General features: G+C 44.7%; 23 protein-coding genes and 1 tRNA gene. 6 read left to right on the top strand and 18 right to left on the bottom strand.

Annotated elements, in window-relative coordinates:
* Position 1 precedes the first annotated feature (1 nt).
* Positions 2-454, top strand: coding sequence for a phosphatase domain-containing protein (locus BS617_RS04290; protein ID WP_075171663.1), 453 nt, complete (start codon positions 2-4; stop codon positions 452-454).
* 21 nt (positions 455-475) lie between these two features.
* On the opposite strand, the gene BS617_RS04285 is transcribed toward BS617_RS04290, so the two are convergent.
* Together BS617_RS04285 and BS617_RS04280 are read right to left on the bottom strand one after the other, a co-directional pair.
* A complete protein-coding gene (locus BS617_RS04285; RefSeq protein WP_075171662.1) occupies positions 476-1,408 on the bottom strand; it encodes an AraC family transcriptional regulator in 933 nt (310 codons plus the stop codon).
* Between the two features lie 183 nt (positions 1,409-1,591).
* Complete coding sequence (locus BS617_RS04280; RefSeq protein ID WP_075171661.1) at positions 1,592-2,218, bottom strand: TetR/AcrR family transcriptional regulator; 627 nt, start codon at positions 2,216-2,218, stop codon at positions 1,592-1,594.
* 514 nt (positions 2,219-2,732) lie between these two features.
* On the opposite strand from BS617_RS04280, the gene BS617_RS04275 reads away from it, so the two are divergent.
* From BS617_RS04275 to msrA, 4 genes are all read left to right on the top strand, one after another.
* Positions 2,733-3,980: an efflux RND transporter periplasmic adaptor subunit gene (locus tag BS617_RS04275; protein ID WP_075171660.1), complete on the top strand. Its 1,248-nt coding sequence runs from the start codon at positions 2,733-2,735 to the stop codon at positions 3,978-3,980.
* Positions 3,981-4,039: 59 nt separating this feature from the next.
* Positions 4,040-7,204, top strand: coding sequence for an efflux RND transporter permease subunit (locus BS617_RS04270; protein ID WP_075171659.1), 3,165 nt, complete (start codon positions 4,040-4,042; stop codon positions 7,202-7,204).
* Positions 7,205-7,207: 3 nt separating this feature from the next.
* Positions 7,208-8,605, top strand: a complete 1,398-nt coding sequence (locus tag BS617_RS04265; protein ID WP_075171658.1) for an efflux transporter outer membrane subunit — start codon at positions 7,208-7,210, stop codon at positions 8,603-8,605.
* A 154-nt stretch (positions 8,606-8,759) separates the two neighbouring features.
* Complete coding sequence (gene msrA / locus BS617_RS04260) at positions 8,760-9,374, top strand: peptide-methionine (S)-S-oxide reductase MsrA (RefSeq protein WP_075171657.1); 615 nt, start codon at positions 8,760-8,762, stop codon at positions 9,372-9,374.
* Between the two features lie 67 nt (positions 9,375-9,441).
* On the opposite strand, the gene BS617_RS04255 is transcribed toward msrA, so the two are convergent.
* Positions 9,442-9,936, bottom strand: coding sequence for a lactoylglutathione lyase family protein (locus tag BS617_RS04255; protein WP_075171656.1), 495 nt, complete (start codon positions 9,934-9,936; stop codon positions 9,442-9,444).
* 122 nt (positions 9,937-10,058) lie between these two features.
* On the opposite strand from BS617_RS04255, the gene BS617_RS04250 reads away from it, so the two are divergent.
* Positions 10,059-10,931 (top strand): LysR family transcriptional regulator, encoded by an 873-nt coding sequence (locus tag BS617_RS04250; protein WP_075171655.1) that lies wholly within the window; start codon positions 10,059-10,061, stop codon positions 10,929-10,931.
* A 46-nt stretch (positions 10,932-10,977) separates the two neighbouring features.
* Here BS617_RS04250 and BS617_RS04245 read toward each other — a convergent pair whose 3' ends face one another.
* The 15 genes from BS617_RS04245 to infC all read right to left on the bottom strand — a co-directional run bounded on the left by BS617_RS04245 (position 10,978) and on the right by infC (position 23,060).
* Entirely contained in the window at positions 10,978-11,739 is a 762-nt protein-coding gene (locus BS617_RS04245; protein WP_075171654.1) for a M15 family metallopeptidase, read from the bottom strand.
* Between the two features lie 6 nt (positions 11,740-11,745).
* A complete protein-coding gene (locus BS617_RS04240) occupies positions 11,746-13,023 on the bottom strand; it encodes a TRAP transporter large permease (protein WP_075171653.1) in 1,278 nt (425 codons plus the stop codon).
* The gene (locus BS617_RS04235) at positions 13,017-13,487 is read right to left on the bottom strand and encodes a TRAP transporter small permease (protein WP_075171652.1); all 471 of its coding nucleotides are present in this window, start codon (positions 13,485-13,487) and stop codon (positions 13,017-13,019) included. The genes BS617_RS04240 and BS617_RS04235 overlap by 7 nt, the downstream gene beginning before the upstream one ends.
* 69 nt (positions 13,488-13,556) lie before the next feature.
* Positions 13,557-14,567 (bottom strand): TRAP transporter substrate-binding protein, encoded by a 1,011-nt coding sequence (locus tag BS617_RS04230; RefSeq protein ID WP_075171651.1) that lies wholly within the window; start codon positions 14,565-14,567, stop codon positions 13,557-13,559.
* 102 nt (positions 14,568-14,669) lie between these two features.
* A complete protein-coding gene (locus BS617_RS04225) occupies positions 14,670-15,590 on the bottom strand; it encodes a LysR family transcriptional regulator (RefSeq protein ID WP_075171650.1) in 921 nt (306 codons plus the stop codon).
* 236 nt (positions 15,591-15,826) lie between these two features.
* A complete protein-coding gene (locus BS617_RS04220; protein WP_075171649.1) occupies positions 15,827-16,063 on the bottom strand; it encodes a thioredoxin family protein in 237 nt (78 codons plus the stop codon).
* A 19-nt stretch (positions 16,064-16,082) separates the two neighbouring features.
* Positions 16,083-17,066, bottom strand: coding sequence for a permease (locus tag BS617_RS04215; protein ID WP_075171648.1), 984 nt, complete (start codon positions 17,064-17,066; stop codon positions 16,083-16,085).
* Between the two features lie 294 nt (positions 17,067-17,360).
* Positions 17,361-17,437 (bottom strand) — tRNA-Pro (locus BS617_RS04205).
* Positions 17,438-17,598: 161 nt separating this feature from the next.
* Positions 17,599-17,958: a MerR family transcriptional regulator gene (locus BS617_RS04200; protein ID WP_075171646.1), complete on the bottom strand. Its 360-nt coding sequence runs from the start codon at positions 17,956-17,958 to the stop codon at positions 17,599-17,601.
* A complete protein-coding gene (ihfA, locus tag BS617_RS04195) occupies positions 17,930-18,241 on the bottom strand; it encodes an integration host factor subunit alpha (RefSeq protein ID WP_075171645.1) in 312 nt (103 codons plus the stop codon). The genes BS617_RS04200 and ihfA overlap by 29 nt, the downstream gene beginning before the upstream one ends.
* 14 nt (positions 18,242-18,255) lie before the next feature.
* Positions 18,256-20,643: a phenylalanine--tRNA ligase subunit beta gene (gene pheT, locus BS617_RS04190; protein WP_075171644.1), complete on the bottom strand. Its 2,388-nt coding sequence runs from the start codon at positions 20,641-20,643 to the stop codon at positions 18,256-18,258.
* A gap of 55 nt (positions 20,644-20,698) precedes the next feature.
* Positions 20,699-21,682, bottom strand: a complete 984-nt coding sequence (gene pheS, locus BS617_RS04185) for a phenylalanine--tRNA ligase subunit alpha (protein WP_075171643.1) — start codon at positions 21,680-21,682, stop codon at positions 20,699-20,701.
* Positions 21,683-21,871: 189 nt separating this feature from the next.
* Positions 21,872-22,228 carry a 50S ribosomal protein L20 gene (gene rplT, locus BS617_RS04180; RefSeq protein ID WP_075171642.1) on the bottom strand — a complete coding sequence of 119 codons (357 nt, stop codon included), beginning with the start codon at positions 22,226-22,228 and terminating at the stop codon, positions 21,872-21,874.
* A 44-nt stretch (positions 22,229-22,272) separates the two neighbouring features.
* Positions 22,273-22,467 (bottom strand): 50S ribosomal protein L35, encoded by a 195-nt coding sequence (gene rpmI / locus BS617_RS04175; RefSeq protein WP_075171641.1) that lies wholly within the window; start codon positions 22,465-22,467, stop codon positions 22,273-22,275.
* Between the two features lie 98 nt (positions 22,468-22,565).
* Entirely contained in the window at positions 22,566-23,060 is a 495-nt protein-coding gene (gene infC, locus BS617_RS04170; protein ID WP_425488327.1) for a translation initiation factor IF-3, read from the bottom strand.
* Positions 23,061-23,066: the final 6 nt, after the last annotated feature.

Raw genomic sequence — 23,066 nt, 5'->3', positions numbered from 1 at the left:
AATGATTCATGAAGCTGTCATCGTGGATGTCGATGGTACTCTTGCCGAGTTTAACCCCAGTGAAGTACACCAGTGGGTTCTGGGAGTAGAAAAAGATTGGGATCCTTTCTTTAAGCACATGCGCAACGCACCAGCCATCACCAATGTACTTAAGCTTGTCAAACTGCTTAAAGCACAAGGCCAGCACATTGTCATCTGTAGTGGCCGACCAGACTCACATCGCGAAGCAACGGTAGAATGGCTAAAGCAACAGGATGTCCCTTTTGATGCAGTCTACTTACGTCCCAATAACACAGATCATTTAGCTGACGAAGTCGTCAAGGATCAACTGCTCAAAGCCATGCACAATGATGGTTACCAACCTTGGCTCGTATTAGATGACAGAACCGCTGTTGTTGATCACTGGCGCGCCATGGGCCTTACCTGCCTGCAATGCGCTCCCGGTGATTTTTAATAAAACCTGACCAAAGCCCCCTTATAACGACTGCCGAAAGCGTGAAATATCTGTTTTCGGCGGCGCTCCAAATAAACGACTATATTCGCGGCTAAACTGAGATGGGCTTTCGTAGCCGACTTTGTAACTTGCCGTGGATGCCTCTATTCCATCGTAGAGCATAATCCGCCGCGCCTCGTTAAGCCGCAGTTGTTTTTGAAACTGCAAAGGGGTCATGGACGTCACCGCTTTAAAGCCCTGATATAAAGCAGACTCGCTCATATGCACCAGCTCCGCTAACTCTTTAATGCGGAGCGGCTCATTGAAACGCTGACGCAATTGATCAATCACTTTGACAATGCGGTGAGTTTGGCTATCTAGCAAAGCAAAATCACGCAATTGGCTGCCCACCTCACTCATTAGCAAGCGGTATAAAATTTCTCGTTTGAGTAATGGCAACATGATTGGAATGTCTTTGGGCTCATCCATTAAACTGAGCAAACGATAAAAAGCAGACACCATCGAATAGTCCATGTCTCCTATATTGATACCGCGTGCTTGGTCAGCCCCCACGGGCAGCTTATCCCCAAGTTCAATCACTAAATCAGAGAGTGTCTTAATATCTATATTAAAAGCCATGCCTAAATAAGGCTGATCCGAGGAGGCCTTAATCACACGCCCGCTAGCCGGCAAGGTGACCGGTACCAACAAATACTGCATCGGCTGATAGCGAATCATTTGGGAGCCTACGCTAATCTGCTTTTCACCTTGCAGCAAAAAACACACTATCGGCTCATAAACACCGGGAGTTTTTGCCGTAGGCCCATCAGATCGAAAGATACGCACGCCAAGCGCGTCATTTTCTTCTGTATGAGTAGCAGGCAGTTTGATTTTGAGCTGGGCAACCATCTGCTGACGAAGTATCTCGATACGTTGGGCCTCAGAATAGAGGTGAGATGGATCTTCTGTGTACATGATGCCCCCGCGTTTAATCTCACTCCAGTATAGCCAGCGAGACGCGTCGCTGACTAATTAATCGAGGGAAACATGGAGGATTAGGCAATCATGCTGGAGTTTAAGGCAGACGCATAATTGGCTTATCAACTGATTAGCCCTATTTTTAGGTATGGTAAAGTACTCACACCCTAACTATTTGGCTCAATTAGCTGAGGGCGTGATAGGAGGCATCGCCGACATGGCGAGATCGGCAACCTCGCTTAACTCTTGAGGTGTTGCTCCATTATTAGCCTGAATCGCCATGCCCTGTATGATCGTGCCTAAATAACGCGCTAATGCGGGAACATTAGTTGTAGCAGGAATATCGCCCTCTTCCTGAGCTCGTTGCAACCGCTCACATACTCGCTGCTCGCCTTCTCTTCTGCGTTCTAAAAGGGCTTCTTTGACAGCACTGGCTGTTTCGCTACAAGACAGCGCCCCTTGAACAATGACACACCCTTGTGGATGACTACTATCAGCAAAGCTTGCGGCCGCGCCGTATAACATTTTTTTAACAAACTCGTGAGCTGTCGGCTCTTCAAGAGCTGGCTCAAAAAAAGCACAGGGGCGATTCTCGTATAATTCTATCGCCTGTAAAAATAGCTGATCTTTATTGCCAAAGGTGGAATACATACTCGGTTTATTTATGCCCATGGCTTCCGTTAGATCAGCCAACGAAGTTCCGTCATAACCTTTACGCCAAAAAACTTCTAAGGCCTTTTCAAGAGCGACTTCTTTATCAAAAGCACGCGGTCTACCGACCGAAGCTGCACAACGTGATTCCGACATAACTTTCTCCTAGTGACGATTTCTTATTGTATCGCAAGCCAAACCTACTCTACTAATATATCGGATTAAGAACGAATGCCTCGCTGGTCATATCAGCAATACAGGATTAGGCAAGGATTGGTCAGCTTTTGGCATTCAATCCCTCTGCGCTAAGACATACACTGTTTCTACAAGCTAAGCATCTACTGACATGATCTGACATTCCTAACTGTTAGTCTTCCCAATACACAGAGAGTTCAGTCAACGAGCTGTGTAGCTCTGCTTATAAACTTCAAAAATAATCTATTAATCATACAGTTACTTACTTCGTTGCAATCACGACATAGACTGTTCGAAAAATAACATACCAATCAGTACAAAATTAATTGCACCAAGTAGGATAAGCACATTATATTCTTACCAGTCGGTACAAAACTAGCCGTCGCGTCAAGAAAACTACGCTTTTCTGCTACCGCGACACTTAGTTAACCGTTTTAACGCTTTGTAAAATTGCAAGACTCAGGAGAGCAACACCATGAGCACGCCAAAATTGATTCGAAACTTTACCCTAGGCACTATCGCCGTCATGGTGCTTGCCGCATGCGGAGGAACAGAAACAACGGCACCCAGCGCGCCACCACCGCCTCCCGAAATAACCGTAGCAACTGTAATCCATGAGCGTATTACGGAGTGGGATGAATTCACAGGTCGCTTACAAGCTCCGCAAACGGTCAGCTTGGTTCCTCGTGTCTCTGGATACATCGAAAAAGTACTGTTCCAAGAAGGCGCATTAGTGAAAAAAGGCGACGTGCTATTTTTAATAGACTCCCAACCCTTTGATACCGAAGTTAAGCGATTAAAGGCCGACTTAATCAACGCAAAAGCAGCTGCCCAGTTAGCGAGCCACGATTATGACCGTGCTAAAAAATTAGGTAAACAACGTGCGATCTCTAACGAAGCTGTCGATAATAGACGCGCGCAACAACAACAAACCGCCGCACAAGTCGCCTCAGTGCAAGCAGCATTAACCCGCGCTCAATTAGACGTACAGTACACTAAAGTCACGGCGCCAATTGATGGACGAGTGTCCTATGCCATGGTGACAGAGGGCAACTTTGTTAACGCAGGACAAAGCGAGCTAACCAGCGTCGTATCCACCGATACTATGTACGCTTATTTTGATTTAGATGAGCAAACATACTTAAAGTACGACCGCTTAGCCAGTGCAGGAAAGCGAGTCGATGCTCGTGACACAAACGCTGATAACCCTGTCTATATGGGGCTGGCCAACGATACCGGCTACCCACACATTGGACACATCGACTTTGTTGATAATCGCATTAACCAACAAACGGGCACTATTCGTATCCGTGCCCGTTTTACTAATCAAGATAACAGCCTCATTCCTGGTTTATTTGCCCGCGTAAAGCTCATTGGCAGTGATACCTACGAAGGTATTCTGATCGATAACAAAGCAATCGGCACAGACTTAAACAACAAGTTTGTTCTCGTAGTAAATACCGAAAACACATTGGAATACCGCCCTGTTACGCTAGGCGAAACAATCAACGGCTTACGCATCGTGACTCAGGGATTAGCGCCTGAGGATGTCATTGTAGTAAATGGTTTGCAACGCGTGCGCCCAGCTATGCAAATCAAGCCTAACCCAGTTGCGATGGCTAGCGATGAAACCCTCGCCGCCTTACACGCCGAACAACAAACCCTGGACAAAGCGAGTGCGGCACTTAGCAGTGCAGCAAGCGTCACTGACAACCGCGGTTGAGCACTAAACGATTAGTACATCGTTTTTTTAATAGGCTTAAGGTTCAGTAAGGAGCCACTATGTTATCCCAGTTTTTTATCAAGCGCCCGATATTTGCCGCCGTGCTGTCACTGCTGTTTTTCATCGGTGGTGCTATTTCTGTGTGGCAATTGCCCATCACCGAATATCCAGAAGTTGTTCCGCCTACGGTTGTCGTTACCGCCAACTATCCAGGCGCAAATCCCAAAGTTATTGCTGAAACCGTCGCATCGCCACTGGAACAGGAGATCAATGGCGTTGAAGATATGTTGTACATGTCTTCACAAGCAACCTCTGATGGACGCATGACGCTCACCATCACGTTCGCGATCGGCACCGATGTCGACTTAGCACAAACCCAAGTGCAAAGCCGCGTCGAACGCGCTAAACCTCGTTTACCTCAAGAGGTTCAGCGCTTAGGTGTGGTGACTGAAAAGTCATCACCCGACCTAACAATGGTGGTGCATCTCACCTCACCCGATAACCGCTACGACATGCTCTACTTGTCTAACTATGCCTCGCTCAATGTAAAGGATGAACTAGCACGTATCGAAGGCGTAGGTGCAGTCCGTTTATTTGGTGCTGGTGAGTACAGCATGCGAGTGTGGCTAGATCCAAATAAGGTGGCGGCATTAGGTTTGTCTCCTTCAGAAGTGGTTGCCGCTATTCGAGAGCAAAACCAACAAGCCGCTGCCGGTAGCTTAGGCTCACAACCCAGTGGTGATGCTGACTTCCAACTTCTGATTAACGTGAAAGGACGGTTAGCTAAAATTGAAGAGTTCGAAGACATTATTGTAAATGTCGGTGCTCAAGGTCAGGTCACTCGTTTAAAAGATATTGCCCGTGTTGAGTTAGGCTCGTCCACCTATGCGCTGCGCTCATTATTGGATAACAAAGAAGCCGTTGCTATTCCAATCTTTCAAGCATCCGGCTCTAACGCTATTCAAATCTCGGATGATGTGCGCGCTAAAATGGCGGAGCTGTCCCAGACCTTCCCACAAGGCTTGAGCTACGACATTGTTTACGATCCAACCGTTTTCGTACGCGGTTCAATTGAAGCCGTAGTCAAAACCCTACTCGAAGCCATCATACTGGTTGTTATCGTTGTCGTTCTCTTCCTGCAGACATGGCGCGCATCAATCATCCCGTTAGTTGCTGTACCTGTATCTTTGGTCGGCACCTTTGCGTTTATGCACTTACTTGGGTTCTCTCTAAACGCCCTATCCTTATTCGGCTTAGTACTCGCGATTGGTATCGTGGTGGATGATGCCATCGTAGTCGTTGAGAACGTAGAGCGGAACATTGAAGAAGGTTTAACGCCTATCGCCGCCACCCAAAAAGCAATGAAAGAGGTCACAGGGCCAATCGTTGCGACAACCTTAGTATTGGCAGCCGTTTTTATTCCAACTGCTTTCATGTCAGGTTTAACGGGTCAGTTTTATAAACAATTTGCGTTGACCATTACTATCTCTACGTTCATTTCTGCTATCAATTCACTCACGCTTAGCCCTGCCTTGTCTGCCTTGTTATTGAAGGGACAACACGAGAAAAAAGATTGGCTAACACGCGCAATGGACACCTTATTTGGTGCTTGGTTGTTCAAGCCGTTTAACTTATTTTTTACTAAATTATCACACGGCTACGGCTGGATGATTAAAAAGGTTATTCGTTTTGGCGCCGTCGTTGCCTTGCTTTACATCGGGCTAGTTAGCTTGACCGGTTATCAGTTCAATACCACCCCAACAGGTTATGTGCCGGGTCAAGATAAACAGTACCTAATTGCCTTTGCTCAATTACCTGATGCAGCCTCATTGGATCGCACCGATGCAGTCATCAAAGAAATGTCGCGCATTGCTTTAGAGCACCCCGGCATTTCACATTCTGTTGCCTTCCCCGGCTTAAGCATTAACGGCTTTACAAATAGCCCTAACAGCGGTGTCGTCTTCACTGCGTTAACTGATTTTGATGAACGAACCGACCCATCAATGTCTGCACAAGCCATTGCCGGAGCACTTAATCAAAAGTTTGCGGGCATAGAAGATGCGTTTATTGCCATTTTCCCGCCACCCCCGGTCATGGGTTTGGGCACCATTGGCGGATTTCGCCTACAGATACAAGACCGGGCAAATTACGGCTATAACGAGTTGTACAAGGTCACTATGCAAGTCATGCAAAAAGCATGGGCTACCCCTGAACTGACCGGCGTATTCTCAAGCTATCAAGTTAACGTGCCACAACTTGACTTGGATATTGACCGTACTAAGGCTAAACAGCAGTCCGTCTCATTAAACGAACTATTTGAAACCCTGCAAGCTTATATGGGCTCTGTGTATGTCAATGACTTCAACCAATTTGGGCGTACCTACCAGGTTAATGTGCAAGCGGATGAGCAATTTAGGCAAACTCCTGAGCAGATTAACCAATTAAAAGTTCGTAACCAAAATGGCGAGATGATCCCACTGGGTTCATTCATCAATGTCACTAACACCGCAGGCCCGGACCGAGTGATGCACTATAACGGCTTTACCACTGCCGAGCTCAACGGTGGCCCAGCTCCCGGCTTTAGTAGCGGTGAAGCACAGGCAGCTATTGAAAAGATCCTTGCTGAAACCTTACCTAACGGTATGACATACGAATGGACAGAGCTCACGTACCAACAAATTTTGGCAGGTAATGCAGGTATGCTTATCTACCCATTAGTGATCTTGCTCGTATTTATGGTCTTGGCGGCTCAGTACGAAAGCTTGAGCTTACCTATGGCAATCATCTTAATTATCCCAATGACGTTGCTTTCAGCTCTGACAGGCGTACTTATATACGGCGGTGATAACAATATCTTTACTCAGATAGGGCTAGTGGTGCTCGTCGGCTTGGCAACCAAAAACGCCATACTCATTGTTGAATTTGCACGAGAGCTACAAGACCACGGCATGAATAGGCTAGATGCTATTTTAGAAGCCGGACGCTTACGCTTGCGTCCCATTCTGATGACCTCTATCGCTTTCATCATGGGCGTTGTTCCGATGGTTTACTCAAGCGGGGCTGGCTCAGAAATGCGCCAAGCCATGGGTGTCGCGGTGTTTTCAGGCATGATTGGTGTCACTATCTTCGGCCTTATTTTAACGCCTCTGTTCTACTACGCTCTAGCAAAACGCGACCCCAAACCTGTCGCTGCCCACAACACAGACCATAAGGCAGGAGTTTAAGCCATGAGAGCACCTTTAAAAGCAGCGGTTCTCGCCTTAGTCATCGGTACACTGACGGCTTGTGCCGTCGGACCGGACTACAAAATGCCTGAGCAAGTCAAACAGGTGCCGTTTAATAGCCCTTACCAACAGGCTGGCGCGGCACTAAACTGGTGGCAAGCATTTAATGACCCCGTACTGAATCAGCTTATCGAGAAAGCGCTGGTTGAAAACCGTACTATCACCCAAGCGCGTGCTAACGTAGACCGCGCATATGCTGTTTTTCGTGATGCAGATAACAACCGCTTACCAAACGGCACGTTAGATTCTGGCTACCAAGCTTACGAAAACAGCACCTTAGACCCAAGTGATGACGACATCATTAGCCGAGGTTACCAAAGCGGTGCAAGTTTAACGTGGGATGTCGATTTATTTGGCAAAATCCGTCGCGCAAGTGAGGCAGCACAAGCAAACGCACAGCAAGCCGATATTTTGTGGCACGACGCACAACTGCAAATCATCAGCCAAGTGGCTGCGAGTTATGGAGACTACCGTGGTGCGCAACTGCGTTTGCAAGTCGCACAAGAAAACGTCAATAACCTTGAACAAAGTCGCGCTATTGTGCTGGCAAGGTTAAACGCTGGTATGGCCTCCGAGCTGGAACTCGCCCGAATGGATGCCCAGTTATATGAAGTCAAAGCCAGTGTACCCGCCTACCAAAGCCAATTGGCCACCGCCGATGCGGCACTATCATCTCTATTGGCAGCAACGCCAGGAGAGCTAGCAGACAGTGTGCTATCACAAGGGGATGTTAGCAATTTACCGCAGCTATCAAAGCCGGTTGCTATCGTAAAGGGTGAAAATTATTTGCGTTATCGGGCCGATGTTGCCAGCAGCGAACGCGCATTGGCCGCCAGTACCGCACAAATTGGCGTGGCGACCGCCGATTTGTATCCCAACCTTTCGATAAGCGGTTTTTTAGGTTTTTTATCTAGCCCAGGCTTTGCAGTCAACAGCGACTCGCAAAGTTGGTCTGTAGCACCAACTCTTAGTTGGCAAGTTGCTGATTGGGGCTCAGTGAGGGCACGAATCAACTCGGCAAAAGCAAGCTCTCAAATGGCGTTAGCCGACTTTGAGCAAAGCGTATTCTCTGCACTCAATGACATGTCGCTATCGCTAAAAAGCTACAACCTGAGCCGCCAACAAGAACTCACAACGGAGCAACAGCGAGCGGCTAGCCAAAAAGCTGTACACATAGCACGGCAGCGCTATAACGCAGGTAGCGGCGAATTTCTTGATTTACTGGATGCCGAACGCGAACTCTTACGTAGCCGCGATCAACAAGCGCAGCTAGAAAAACAAACTTTTACACGGCTAGTAAATATCTATAAAGCCTTTGGAGGAGGTATTTCAGTTTTATAACGTTCGACGTAATCATACGAGCCGCCAAGCAATACTGCTCTATTTAGGCTCGTATGAACGCGTAGTGTGAACTTACTTCGCCAAAATAGCTCGAATGACTTAATGTAGATGCAAACACCAAACTTTTACTCTCATTCATCGGTAGGCGAAAGCTATGAATAAAATGAAAACGCTGCTAGGCAGTGCAATAGGGTCTCTCATATTAACAAGCGCGCTCTCTAGCCAAGCCGCTACGCAAACCATGATTGTGGCTGGTGGTTGCTTTTGGTGCGTTGAATCTGATTTCGAGAAAATAGATGGGGTTATTGACGTTGTATCCGGATACACTGGCGGCCATCAAGAAAATCCCACCTACAAACAAGTGTCATCAGGAAAAACAGGACATTATGAAGCAGTAGAAATTACGTTCGATGATGAAAAGGTATCACTCGAAACATTAGCCAATTACTACTGGAAAACGATCGACCCAACCGACGATAAAGGACAATTTTGTGATAAAGGTACACCTTACCTCACAGCTATGTTCTATCAAAACGACGAGCAAAAAGCGGTCTTTGAAGCATCCTTAAAAAACGTGGAACAAACCAAACCTTTTGACGCGACTATTGTCACGCCCATCATAGCCGCCAGCACTTTTTACCTAGCAGAAGATTACCACCAAAGCTACTACACCAAGAACCCAATCCGTTACAATTACTACCGCTCAAGTTGCGGCCGTGATAGCCGGATAGAAGAACTGTGGGGCGAAGTGGTTACCAAAAAGCACTAAAAGCTTAGCAGCTCTGAGATGAACTTCAGAGCTGCCATATTGATACCAGCAGCAATCTGTACGGTGATTACTGATATGCACCCGCTGAGTAGGTCAACTCATAGCTATGGCTATAAATTTCGATGATATTGCCAAATGGATCTTCCATGTACACCATGCGGTAAGGCTTTTCTCCAGGAAAGTACTCACGTACCGGCATACGCTGCTTACCACCTGCTTCAACGATCTTTGCTGCAAGGCCTTCTACATCAGGATCTTGTACACAAAAGTGGAAAACACTGCTTTTCCAATATTCAAAATTATTTTCTGGCTTTTGCGCATTTTTAAATTCAAAAATTTCGACACCTATACGATCGCCAGTCGATAAATGAGCGATACGAAAACGGTCCCAACCGGCACCAAAAACATCGGTACACATAACGCCAATAGGGCTGTCATCTTCAGATATAGTTGTCGGCTCCATAATGATGTACCAGCCCATCACTTGAGTATAAAACTCGACAGCTTTATCTAAATCGGTGACCGACAAGCCTATATGCGAAAAACTACGTGGGTAAGTCATAACTGCTCTCCTAAAAAACTTTCTACGAAAAAACCAGTGAGTGCACTGAATTAACTTCAGTATAAAGAACCCTAGGTATAAAATTTAGCGCATGTAACTAATCACTCTGATAAGATATTGTTATGACAAACCCACAATGGTTACGATCTTTTTCGGTTTTGGCTGAGCTAGGCAATTTTACTCGTACAGCTGAACACTTAGATATTACCCAAGCCGCCGTGAGCCAACATATTCGCCGCTTGGAAGATGAGCTTGGGCCTTTGTTAATTCGAAGACCAAGGAGCGTTGAGCTAACACCGGCCGGACTCTCTCTATTAGCCTACTGCAATGAAGTAAAGCAGGCTGACAAGCGCTTAAAACTCAACTTGTCAGGTGCAGATAAAACGGCCGGCGAAATTAGCCTGATAACCCCCGGTAGTGTTGGCTTAGCGCTTTACCCTGCTTTACTGGATTTGCAAACCAACCACCCTAACTTATCTATTCGTCATCGTTTTGCGCCTGACCCAGAAGTGCTTCAAAGCGTATTAGCCAATCAATATGAACTGGGATTAGTCACACTCAAGCCGGATGATGCCCGCATCACAGCAGACTATTTTGGCGAAGAGCCTTTAGAGTTAGTTATTCCGGCCGGTCATACAATTAAAGATTGGGAAGACTTGCAGTCATTGGGCTTTATCAATCACCCCGATGGTAAGGCAATGGCTGACCGCCTATTGAGCCGCCTATTTGCTGGCCAAGGCCATATTAACGACATCCCTATCCATGGATTTATTAACCAAATTAGCCTTATTTTAGAACCTGTATCCAGAGGATTAGGCTTCACCGTTATACCTCGTCATGCACGTCAAGCCTTTGCCAAACAGGATCAAATACACGTACTGGAATGGGGTGAAGCGGTTGTTGAAACACTCTGGTTAATTCATCGAGCAGAATGGCCGCTATCAAAGCGCGCTGCATTTGCCGTAGAGGTGCTCAAAGGGCATATCGGCGATTGATTGATCATGCGCACAGTGGCTGAACACTTCAGCCACGTACTAAGCATCAGTTTTTTATCGAGTTAATTTGATCCTTCCACATTTGTTCAATCCCGCATACGGATGTTGCACCGAAACAAGCAGTTTTAGAGCCAGTTCTTTCCGCCCAAAGCTGATCACCAAAATCGTAGTGCCACCACTCGCTAGCTAGGTTAGTAAAACCTGCCTCCTGCATGATGCTAAATAATACTCTCCTGTTATTTCGCGCTTGAATAAGTGAAGAATCGTCGTCCAAAGCGGCCTCTTCTAGTGCGAAGGTCCAAGAATAATCACTTGCTTCATCAAAGCTCGTCCCCATATCCAAAAACCGACCATTCGTATCGCACAAGGTAACATCAACCGCTCCCCCGGTTAGGTGTGGGCTAGGGGTTGATGGGTTGTCACTGGGCGGCGAAACTAAAGTTCTTGCTTTGGACAACAGCTTATCCAACGACATTTCTGGGTTTGCTTTCTTCAGTAAATTTACCAACGTATCAAATAAGTACTGTTGCACCGAGAACGGTCTCCACCCGTCTAGAACAACAAGCGATAAATCGCTAGGCAACAAGTCCGCTGCCATGTGTAAACGATCAAGTACCGAATCACGCACAAAGCACTCCGGTAAAGCATACGTAACACGAAGCTTATAATAAGCAGGATACATTTTTAATTTAGACGACAAACTAACCGGCTGCAGAGGCTCGTTATTATCAATAATGCTAATTTTGCTAAGCAGCTCCCAATCGGGCAAATCTTGCTTAGGTATAGGTGGATAATTTGTGTATTTCATATGCGCTTACTTAAATAAGTTAGGTAAAAACAAAGTAAATGAAGGGAAAAATATTAGTATTACCAACACAGATAACGCGAGACCAACAAATGGCCAAATAGATTTAAACATTTCACTTAATTCTATTTTACTAACCGCTGCTGCGACATATACGCATGCACCCATTGGTGGGGTTATTAAAGCAATTGTGATGTTCATCGTAATAATAATGCCCAGGTGCACAGGATCAACACCCGCATGCAGGGCTACAGGAGCAAAAACAGGCGTAAGCAACATAAGTGCTGAAACCTCTTCCATTAACATTCCTGTAATAAAAGTAATAAGGCTAATAAATAGCAATATCGCAACTGAATTATCTATGAAAGGATCCAACATACTAGCAAATTCGTTGGGCACTTGAGCATATGCTAGCTGCCAACTGACTACAGAAGAAGCTCCTATAATAACGAAAATAGCACACGTAAGAACGGCCGTTTCTTTTACCGCTTTATAGGCTCCTTTTAGCGATAAATTTCCACTCAGAAGGCCAACAAAAAGACTATAAATAACAATCAGAACACCCGACTCCGTTGGTGTAACAAATCCAAAAACAATACTGGCTACAATAATAATCGGCGCGAGTAATGCAGGTATTGCAACAACCATTGCTTTAAAGACGCTCTTAATCGTCGGCTTTCCAGCTGATACAGCAATATTTGCTTTACGAGCATAACAATAATTAATGATCAAAAAAGCGACACCCAACAACAAACCAGGGATAACACCGGCTAGAAATAAATCCCCTACCGATGTATTCGTTATTGATGAATACAAAATCATGAAAATACTAGGAGGTATAATAGGGCCTATTAGAGAGCTACCAGCGGTTAAACCCGCTGCATAAGATGCCGAATAGCCATCTTTTTTCATAGCAGGTACTAGCAAAGACCCCAGTGCAGAAGTGTCCGCCACTGCCGAGCCATTCACACCTGCAAAAAAGACACTCGATACAACGTTAACATAGCCAAGACCGCCTCTTAGATGACCCACAAGCGATTTTGCAAAGTCAATTAATTTAGGAGTTAAACCTGCGGCATTCATTAAATTACCCGATAAGATAAATAATGGAATAGCCATTAAGGAGAATGAGTTTATCCCGCCAAAAAACTGTTGAGGCAGCATACGAAACATCATACTGGGATCAATAAATAAAAAACCAGCAACAGACGTAATTAATAAACTTATAAAAAGAGGCAACCCTAATAAAACATTAACAACGAAAACAATTAGCATAGCAGTTAACATGTTTCATCCTCATAAAAAGGTCCGCGAAAAAGCGCGACCAAAAACAATGTACCAAAGCCAATTGGAAGTGCTAGAAGAGGTATCATTTTACTTACGCCCAAGCCTAATGTACTAAATCGATTAAGGGATATTGAATAGTGATAACTGCCATAAAAAAATAAAAGACTAACTAATAAAACAACAACCCATCTGTAAATTCTAATAATTAAATTAATCTTAGTTGGTAAGTATTGATCTAAAATAGTAACACGCATGTGAGAATCGACTATGTAGACATAACTCATAGTTAACATAACAGTTCCGATAATCATAAAACGGGCTAATTCATCAGACCATATAGGTGCGCCATTTAATAAGTAGCGCGATATAACACCATAAAGTAAAACTGTAATATTTAATGAAAGTGCTATACAAGATAAAAAGTGGAAATAACGGGCAACACGTGCAGTAATTTTTCTATTCATTTTTTTTACCGTCAACCAAGCGCTTGTTAAAGCGCTTGGTACCCATCTATCAATTACAATAAAGCGGGATTACTTAACATCATCCAGAGCTAAATCAATCCATTTTTGATCAATGTCTTGCTCGGACAACCACTCAAGATAAGACGGTAAGCCAATGTCCTTGAACTGAGCTAACTCCTCTGCGGTTGGCTGATAAACTTCCATACCATTTTTAGCAAGGTAATCAATGCGAGTATCAACTTGTTTCTCTACTGATTCTCGATTGATCAGAGTTGCCTCACGAACGGCCTCTTCAAGCACCGCACGCTCCTCATCTGAAAGACTTTTAATTAGCTCATCATTAGCGACCAAAAACTGATCGGAATACTGAATATTCGCCAACGTTAGGTATTTTTGAACCTCGTTTAAACTTCCCAATATGATGTACATTGGAGGGTTCATTTGACCATCAGCTACACCTGTTTTTAGAGCCATATACACTTCTGTCCATGGAATAGGCGTGCCTGATGCCCCAAAAGATTCGTACAAGGCTACTTGGCTTGGATCCATTGCTCTAAAACGAAGGCCTTCAAAATCACTTGGCGAATGAATAGGACGTTTGTTATTAGTAAAAGCTAAGAAACCTCCCTCTTCGACAACAGCCATCAAGTGTGTGCCAGTTCTTTTTAAGAACTCATCCTGTGCCGCTTTCCAGTATTCGCCTTCATCAAAAAACTTATGGGCAGCAGCAAAGTCGCTGAACAAGAATGGGGTTGCACTTGCGTAAATTTCAGGGAAAAGTGGTGACACACCAGCAAATGAAGCAACATTCAAACTAGGCGTGCTCATTACCTGCTCCATTCGCTCCTCTTCTTCACCCAGCATACTGTTAGGGTAAAGTTTGATTTCTAGTTCACCGTTAGTTTTTTCTTCCACTAATTTTTTAACATTGCTGGCAAACAGGTGTACGGCATTTTTTTCGATATCAGCGGCGCCGTTATAGCTCAAGTTAATCGTTTGAGCTAAGGCAGAACCTGCACTCATTGATATACAAACAGTCAGTAAAGTTTTACATCCTAATGTTTTGATCTTGTCTAACATATATTGCTCCACTTGTTTTAGTAATAATTAGTTCTCATACGAGAGTAATCGTTGCATTGTTGACAGTTCAATATACTAAGTGTTGTTTTATAAACAACACTGTCACTTCACATCGATTTTTAAGAAACGTGTTGAACTTAACAAATGGTTAAAAAGCTCCTGAGCCGCGGGGGTAAGCTGCCTACCTTTCTGGCTTAAAACACGAACTTTTGCCCTTGATAAGACCGGATGAGTGGTTTCAACAATTGAGATTAGACCGGCATCCACTTCTGACTTAACCGTTAACCTGGGCATAAAACTAATGCCCGAACCTGAAACAACAAAATTTTTTAAAACAGCGACGGAGTTAGTCTTTAAGCGTGGTGAGAGAACAAATCCTCCCTCCTCCTCTGCAAGGCTCACTAGCCTTCCCATGCCCGTAGAATGGTCTATTAAGGCCAAGGAATGATGGATAACTTCTCTTACATCAATAGGTCGGTTTAGCTGAGTCAACGGATGGTTAGCCGGCGCAATAATATCTAGCGGATGGAGTGTTTCAAGCAAGCACTCTAGTCCGGGATGGCTTTGTGAAGCATATGTCACGGCAAAATCGATTCTATCGTCTTCTAAGAGCTGTATAGCCTCTTTCGCACCCGCCATATCAACACCCAATTGGATGCCTGGGTACTTAACGAGAAAGCTTTGCAAGGATGAAGAAATTAAGTCCGTAATAAAACCTTCACCAATTGCAATTTTTACCTCTCCCGATCGTAATTCAGTCAAATCTTTAATGTTAGAAATCGTCTGGGACTCGAAAGCTTGGACTTTTCTGAAATAGGTTATGAGCTCACGGCCTGAAGAGGTAATGTGACTTGCGTTACCTTTGCGAACCAAAATTTTAGTTTCTAGTGAATCCTCTAAAGCCGATATAGATCTACTCACTGCCGAGGGATCAACATTCAATTTAAGAGCAGCTTTCCTTAATGAACCATATCGATCAATGGCATTAATAAACTCTAGAGCCCTCATGTTTAGATGTTTCATGATTTTCTCATACTCTATGACTCATATTGATTGACGAGAAACGTAACTTTGCAACCAGCTTTGGATGTAACTGCTTAATTGCAAGCAATTAACAAGCCATTACTATCACAAAATGGACTTGACCAGAAAGAGGAATGAAACAGGAAAAAGTAGGAGGACTGTTCAGTAAATAGATATAGCCCGCCTGTAGAGTGACAGGCTATCGCTTTTGAAAACAACCGACATTTGCAGTTTTGTTAACTTAGCAACCACTCCCGTATCATGCTCTGGCTAGGTATAGAACCTGAGTGCATCAGCTGCTCATCAATCACTACAGCAGGTGTACTCATTACACCATAACTCATAATCACTTCTGGGCTTGTCTCTTTAGCTATTTCGACCGAGACATTAGAGCTGTCTGCCACTGTTTGAATAATCTCTGCTGTTTTAATGCATTTAGCACAACCCGTTCCTAATATTTTGATCTGTTTCATACACACTCCAATGACCTGCCTACACAAGATAAAAAAGGTTTAGCATCCAGCCCATCACCGAAAAGGAAACAAGCAGCAAAAAGAAAATAATGATTAAGAGCTTCCAAGTCATGACTTGCTTTAACAAGATAAATTCTGGAAAACTCGCAGCTACCGTACTCATACAAAACGCGAGCGTTGTCCCAATAGGCAAACCTTTTGTAATTAGACTTTCCATCACAGGAATAACACCTGTAGCATTTGAATAAAGTGGAACCCCAGCTAACACGGCTATTGGAACAGACCACCATTCCCCATGCCCCAAATTAGCCTCAAACCATGCATCCGGTACAAACCCATGTAATGCAGCTCCTAGTCCAACACCGATAAATACCCATATCCAAACACGCTTTATAATGTCCAGTAACTCTTGCTTAGCAAACATATGGCGTGCTTCAAAGGTGAGACGTTTTTCATTGGCCGCATTACCACTAAAGTCTTTCGGGTTTTGGTAAGCTTTAAGCGCAAACGACTGAAGCAATCGTTCTGCATGAATTAAGTCTAGAAATAGCCCCCCAATAACTCCCACGGCTAAACCAACTAATACATACGTCAGCGTGATTTTCCATCCAACTAAACTCACTAATAACAACACAGCCACTTCGTTAATTAACGGTGATGTCAGGAGGAAAGCCATGGTTATTCCCACAGGAATCCCCGCGGATGTAAAACCAAGAAAAACAGGAATACTCGAACAGGAACAAAACGGTGTAATGGCACCAAACAAAGCCCCCATACTGTATCCGACAGTACGGTGCTTCTTAGCTAAATAGTCCCTCACCTTTTCAATGTTAAGGGAAGCACGCAGCAGTGCTATGCAGTAGATCATTATGATCAGTAGGAAAAATATCTTGGTGGTATCTTCAATGAAAAAATGAACAGACTGGCCTAACTTAGAATCCGGCAGAAGCCCTAATAATGAATACGCCACCCAATTAGCTAGCTCAGTGAAGATTGCTAACATTCACATTCCCTTAAAACCAAATTCTTAAGATAGAAAGCAGTGATGGCATGCTGCCTGCCATCTTTTACATTCTGGTCGCTAATGGCACTTGCCTCACCGCGTAGTAACGACTTTACTCTCGCAAAAACTTTTCACCAATGACGTAAATCATAGAAGCACCCATGATTTTCATTTGAAAAATAAAATCTATAAATTGTCGAGGTATGGGAAAAATGAGTAAACTAAATTGATACCATAAAAGAAAAGCCTGTAACGTGTGGCTTAACGGGCTATATAAGATTGGATTATAAATATTGGTCGGAACGGCAGGATTTGAACCTGCGACCACTTCACCCCCAGCGAAGTGCGCTACCAGACTGCGCTACGCCCCGACATATGACAAACAGATGACGCTGCTTATCGAAGAGGCGGTAATAGTAACCAAAGCGATTGAATCTGTGAAGGTTTTTTATAAAAAACAGTTAAGTAAATATCGTAAAACTAAACAAGGGGACTAACTTTGCGGGCAATAAAAAAAGCGCTATCCCGAAGGCTAACGCTTTTTAAGTGTAACTAGAATGGACTCTAGTTCAGTTATTGTCTGTCTCAACAGCTCTTTATAACAGATATTTTCGTCGCCGCTTTGCTGGCTCTTAAACCACTGCTTTGCACCGCTTGTTGTGTAACCTTGCTCATGAAGCAGGCTCTTAATTTGGCGGATTAACAGAATATCCTGCTGTTGATAATAACGTCGGTTATTACGTTTAACGGGCTTGATCTGATCAAACTCTTGCTCCCAATAACGCAGCACATGTGCTTTCACATCACATAAAGCCGCTACCTCACCGATAGTAAAGTAACGTTTGCTGGGTATTGCAGGAAGATCAGGCTGACTCGGACCTGCTGTCTGCATAGTCGTCTACACGGTCCTTTAATTTTTGTCCTGGACGAAATGTCACAACGCGCCGTGCGGTAATAGGCACTTCTTCACCAGTTTTAGGGTTTCGGCCCGGGCGCTGGCGTTTATCGCGCAGGTCAAAGTTTCCGAAACCAGAAAGTTTGACCTGTTCGTTAGACGCGAGGCTCTCACGAATTTCATCAAAGAAGGATTCAACCATATCCTTGGCTTCTCGTTTGTTAAGACCTAACTCTTCGTACAAACGTTCTGCCATGTCTGCCTTAGTCAAAGAACTCATGAACACCACCTTTGCTAATCTCTTAACGTTGCTCCTGCATGTGAGCTCAACGCATCCAGTACATCTTTAACCGCCGCATTGATCTCGTCTTCATTAAGAGTGCGCGAAGGATGTTGCCAGGTCAAGCCCAAAGCAATACTTTTTCTACCAACTTCAATACCTTGGCCCTGGTAAACATCAAAAAGGATGACTTGTTTTAAGTATTCACCCCCATTTTTCTGCGCCACATCACGAATCATCTCGTAAGGCGTTTTTTCATCTACGATCAGAGCTAGATCCCGACGTGACTCAGGAAACTTAGATAACTCCGCAAAGCGAGGTAACTTACCTTCTTTAATGACATCAAGACGTAACTCAAACAAATAAACAGGGCCCGTTAAGTCTAATTTTTTTACCAACGCGGGATGTAAAGCACCGATAAAGCCAACCGTTTCTCCTGCTCGTTCTATACGGGCTGACTGGCCAGGATGCAACGCAACATGCTGGTCAGCTACAAATGTGTACTGATCACCAGCGCCACCTAAGTTGAGGATAGTTTCTACATCGCCTTTAATATCATAAAAGTCTACTGGGTCTGATTTTCCCATCCAGCTTTCAGGATGTCGGTTGCCCGATAATAACCCTGATAAAACATTTTCTTGGACTAAATCCTCCCCAACAGGCAAGAATCGCTGACCTGATTCGAACAAACGAACACGGCTTTGCTGTCTGTTTTGGTTATATTGCAATGCTTTAACCAAACCAGGCCAAATAGAAGTACGCATAACAGCCATTTCAGCTGAAATAGGATTAGCCAATGCAAGTGCTTCGTACTGATCATCAAAAAGTTGCTGAAGGCCTGTTTCGATAAAGCTGTAAGTGATGGCTTCTTGATAACCTAATGCAACTAAACTACGACGAATACTGTGCATCGACACCTGGGTTTCATCATCAGGCACAAACGATAATGCGGCCGTTGGCATTTTAACAGGAAGGTTGTTGTAGCCGTAAACACGTGCAAGTTCTTCAATCAGGTCAACCTCAATGCTGATATCAAAACGGTATGATGGAATAGCAACTTGCCATTGTCCTTCACCATCCACGGTAATATCCATACCTAAACGCGTTAGAATCTCTTCAATTTCAGCGCTAGGCATATCAAAAGCTAGCATTTGATTAACTTTAGAGTGGCGTAGCGTTACTGTGCGTGCACTTGGCAGATGCTCTTCACTAATGGCTTGTGTAACCGGCCCAACTTCACCACCACAAATGTCAACTAACAATGCCGTAGCACGCTCAATTGCTTCATGTTGTAATTGCCAATCAACACCACGCTCATAACGGTGAGACGCATCAGTATGCAGACCATAAGCACGCGCGCGACCCGCAATAGCAATTTGATCGAAAAAAGCGCACTCAAGGAAAATATCTTTTGATTCTGTAGTGACACCCGTCGCCTCACCACCAAAGATACCCGCCATTGCAACCGGCCCCGTGTTATCAGCAATGATCAGAGTATCGTCATTCAGTGCCACTTCGTTACCGTCTAATAACGTGAGTTTTTCACCTGACTTTGGTAAACGAACCACAATACCACCGCTCAACTTAGCTAAGTCAAACGCATGCAAAGGCTGTCCCAGCTCGATAAGCACATAGTTTGTGACATCAACCACAGGATCAATTGAACGGATACCCGCACGGCGTAATTTTTCTACCATCCACAAAGGTGATTGGGCTGTGACATCAACATTACGTATAACGCGTCCTAAATAACGCGGGCACGCTTGCGGCGCTTCTAGCACGACAGGGAAGGTATCATCGATAGTCGCAGGAACCGGTTTTACTGAAACAAACTCAACTGGAGCTTTATTCAACACACCTACTTCGCGCGCCAAGCCTTTTATGCTTAAACAATCACCGCGGTTGGGCGTTAAATCAACATCGATAATTTGATCATCTAAATTCAAGTAATCACGAAGATTGGTGCCAACAGGCGCATCGGCTGCCAGCTCCATAATTCCACCGTGATCTTCTGACAAACCCAGCTCATCTTCAGCACACAACATACCGTGTGATTCAACCTGACGTAACTTGGCTTTCTTAATTTTGAACGGCCCATCCGGAGACGGTAAAACAGCCCCCACTTTCGCAAAGCCCGTTTTTAAACCAGCGCGAGCATTAGGAGCACCACAAACCACCTGAAAGGTCTCCGTGCCATCGCTCACCTGGCAAACCTGGAGTTTGTCTGCATTTGGGTGCTGTTCGGCGCTTAGAATTTCACCGACCACAACGTTACTAAAATCTTTAGCTACGGGCGCAACCTCATCGACTTCAAGGCCGGCCATTGTAATTTGATCCACCAGCGCTTGTGTGCTGATTGATGGATTAACGAGCTCGCGTAACCACTTTTCACTGAATTTCATGCTGCTTTCCTGAGAATTCTTAGCTATCTACTGTGTGTACTTTCGTGCGACTGACTTATGAAAATTGCTGCAAGAATCGCAGATCATTTTCAAAGAATAAGCGCAGATCATTCACGCCGTAGCGCAGCATTGCCAAACGCTCGACACCCATACCAAAGGCAAAACCCGTATACTCTTCCGGATCAATACCTGACATTTCAAATACTTTTGGATGCACCATTCCGCAACCCAATACTTCTAACCATTTGCCATCACCACGGTCGATATCGACTTCTATTGATGGCTCTGTAAATGGAAAATACGATGGACGGAATCGCACTTTGACGTCTTCTTCAAAAAATTCACGCAAAAACTGCTCTAGCGTACCTTTAAGGTCTGCGAATGAGATATTTTTGTCGATGAGTAAGCCTTCAACTTGGTGAAACATCGGCGAATGCGTTTGATCATAGTCACAACGATAAACACGACCAGGGCAAATGATACGAATCGGCGGCTGCTGTGTTTCCATTGTCCTTACTTGAACGCCTGACGTGTGGGTACGCAATAGCGTGTTGGCATTAAAGTAAAAAGTATCATGCATCGCACGCGCAGGGTGGTGCGATGGAATATTGAGTGCTTCGAAGTTATGGTAATCGTCTTCGATTTCGGGGCCTTCAGCTACTTGATAACCAATGTTCGCAAAAAAAGCTTCGATACGCTCTAGAGTTTGCGTGACCGGGTGCAAGCCACCCACGGGCTGGCCGCGGCCGGGCAAAGACACATCAACAGTCTCTGCACTGAGCTTCTTAGCGAGTTCGGCTGTTTCAAGGGCTTGTTTACGTGCAGTTAGTTGTTCACTAACTTGCTGGATCGCCTCGTTGATTTTGGCACCCGCTATTGGACGCTCTTCGGGTGTCAATTTACCCAAGCCTTTACGTAATGCCGTTAGCGGCCCTTTTTTACCTAGGTACTCAACACGTACTAAGTCAAGTTCTTGTAGCGTATTAGCCGATGCTACAGCGGCAGCGGCCTGCTCCAAGATGTTTTGCATATCGTCCATTTCCGGCTCCAATCAATTGGGAGGAATATGTTAGTAATCAGTTACTCTGCTCAGCTAGCTAACCTTATCTTTACGGCGTTAAACAACAGAGCTCAGCACAGTAGCCGATATAAAAACAGGGGAAGAGTTCGCACCCTTCCCCTGTGAATTCTTAAGCGTTGCAACCTCTAAAAATAGAGGTGGGTGCAATTAAGCTAAAGCAGCTTTCGCTTTTTCGACAACTGCAGTAAATGCAGCTTGTTCGTATACAGCTAGGTCAGCCAATACTTTACGGTCGATTTCGATGTTAGCTTTTTTCAAGCCAGCAATGAAACGGCTGTAAGATACACCATTGATACGTGCAGCAGCGTTGATACGTGCAATCCACAATGCGCGGAATTGACGCTTACGCTGACGACGGTCACGGTACGCATATTGACCAGCTTTGATAACTGCTTGTTTAGCTACACGGAATACACGGCTACGAGCACCGTAGTAACCTTTAGCTTGCTTTAAAATCTTCTTGTGACGGCGACGAGCCTGAACACCACGTTTTACACGAGCCATTCTTATACCTTCCTATTACTTAATTCTGTATGTAAAAATGCGACTTAGATGTAAGGCAACATGCGACGGATCAGTGCTTTATCAGCAGCATGAACCTGAAGCATAGGACGCAGTTGACGCTTACGCTTAGTGCTTTTCTTGGTCAGAATGTGGCTTTTGAAGGCTTGCTTGTGCTTAAAACCGTTAGCAGTTTTTTTAAAGCGTTTTGCCGCACCTCGGCAAGATTTAATCTTAGGCATTACAAAAATCTCCACGCATTCGTTAATTTTTTTGAATTCGATAAAACAGCAAAACCCGTAACTAGCTGACGCCGTTACGGGTTTAACAGAAGAACGAATTACTTTTTCTTCTTCGGAGCAATAACCATGATCATTTGACGGCCTTCCATTTTAGCGCGCTGCTCAACAGAGCCGTATTCCTCGAGATCAGCTTCGATCCGATTCATCAACTGCATGCCAAGCTCTTGGTGAGCCATCTCACGACCGCGGAAACGTAAAGTCACCTTGGCTTTGTCTCCTGCTTCAAGGAAACGCATCAGGTTGCGTAGTTTTACCTGATAATCCCCTTCATCCGTACCTGGACGGAATTTCATTTCCTTAACCTGGATCTGATGCTGTTTTTTCTTAGCTTCAGCGTCCTGTTTCTTTTTCTCGTACTGGAACTTACCGTAATCCATCAATTTACATACGATAGGATCCGAATCCGAGATCTGTACCAGGTCAAGTTCAGCCTCTTGAGCCATGTCAAGAGCCTGGTTAAGCGATACGACACCAACCTGCCCACCGTCTGCATCAATAAGACGTAACTCATGGGCTTTGATATTTTCATTAATGGGTAC

This window comes from Neptunomonas phycophila, assembly GCF_001922575.1.
GTDB classification, from domain to species: Bacteria; Pseudomonadota; Gammaproteobacteria; order Pseudomonadales; family Balneatricaceae; genus Neptunomonas; species Neptunomonas phycophila.
Note: the sequence above shows the minus strand (reverse complement) of the source record. Positions and strands in the feature narration are given on the sequence as shown.

Bases quoted from the DNA above. Each gene is read 5' to 3' on its own strand.
- BS617_RS04235 (WP_075171652.1), bottom strand. From the start codon at position 13,487: ATGAATAGAAAAATTACTGCACGTGTTGCCCGTTATTTCCACTTTTTA.
- BS617_RS04200 (WP_075171646.1), bottom strand. From the start codon at position 17,958: ATGCAGACAGCAGGTCCGAGTCAGCCTGATCTTCCTGCAATACCCAGC.
- BS617_RS04275 (WP_075171660.1), top strand. From the start codon at position 2,733: ATGAGCACGCCAAAATTGATTCGAAACTTTACCCTAGGCACTATCGCC.
- BS617_RS04225 (WP_075171650.1), bottom strand. From the start codon at position 15,590: ATGAAACATCTAAACATGAGGGCTCTAGAGTTTATTAATGCCATTGAT.
- BS617_RS04270 (WP_075171659.1), top strand. From the start codon at position 4,040: ATGTTATCCCAGTTTTTTATCAAGCGCCCGATATTTGCCGCCGTGCTG.
- rpmI (WP_075171641.1), bottom strand. From the start codon at position 22,467: ATGCCTAAGATTAAATCTTGCCGAGGTGCGGCAAAACGCTTTAAAAAA.
- BS617_RS04230 (WP_075171651.1), bottom strand. From the start codon at position 14,567: ATGTTAGACAAGATCAAAACATTAGGATGTAAAACTTTACTGACTGTT.
- BS617_RS04290 (WP_075171663.1), top strand. From the start codon at position 2: ATGATTCATGAAGCTGTCATCGTGGATGTCGATGGTACTCTTGCCGAG.
- BS617_RS04250 (WP_075171655.1), top strand. From the start codon at position 10,059: ATGACAAACCCACAATGGTTACGATCTTTTTCGGTTTTGGCTGAGCTA.
- BS617_RS04240 (WP_075171653.1), bottom strand. From the start codon at position 13,023: ATGTTAACTGCTATGCTAATTGTTTTCGTTGTTAATGTTTTATTAGGG.
- BS617_RS04220 (WP_075171649.1), bottom strand. From the start codon at position 16,063: ATGAAACAGATCAAAATATTAGGAACGGGTTGTGCTAAATGCATTAAA.
- BS617_RS04265 (WP_075171658.1), top strand. From the start codon at position 7,208: ATGAGAGCACCTTTAAAAGCAGCGGTTCTCGCCTTAGTCATCGGTACA.
- BS617_RS04215 (WP_075171648.1), bottom strand. From the start codon at position 17,066: ATGTTAGCAATCTTCACTGAGCTAGCTAATTGGGTGGCGTATTCATTA.
- BS617_RS04245 (WP_075171654.1), bottom strand. From the start codon at position 11,739: ATGAAATACACAAATTATCCACCTATACCTAAGCAAGATTTGCCCGAT.
- BS617_RS04255 (WP_075171656.1), bottom strand. From the start codon at position 9,936: ATGACTTACCCACGTAGTTTTTCGCATATAGGCTTGTCGGTCACCGAT.
- ihfA (WP_075171645.1), bottom strand. From the start codon at position 18,241: ATGAGTTCTTTGACTAAGGCAGACATGGCAGAACGTTTGTACGAAGAG.
- rplT (WP_075171642.1), bottom strand. From the start codon at position 22,228: ATGGCTCGTGTAAAACGTGGTGTTCAGGCTCGTCGCCGTCACAAGAAG.
- pheT (WP_075171644.1), bottom strand. From the start codon at position 20,643: ATGAAATTCAGTGAAAAGTGGTTACGCGAGCTCGTTAATCCATCAATC.
- pheS (WP_075171643.1), bottom strand. From the start codon at position 21,682: ATGGACGATATGCAAAACATCTTGGAGCAGGCCGCTGCCGCTGTAGCA.
- BS617_RS04285 (WP_075171662.1), bottom strand. From the start codon at position 1,408: ATGTACACAGAAGATCCATCTCACCTCTATTCTGAGGCCCAACGTATC.
- BS617_RS04280 (WP_075171661.1), bottom strand. From the start codon at position 2,218: ATGTCGGAATCACGTTGTGCAGCTTCGGTCGGTAGACCGCGTGCTTTT.
- msrA (WP_075171657.1), top strand. From the start codon at position 8,760: ATGAATAAAATGAAAACGCTGCTAGGCAGTGCAATAGGGTCTCTCATA.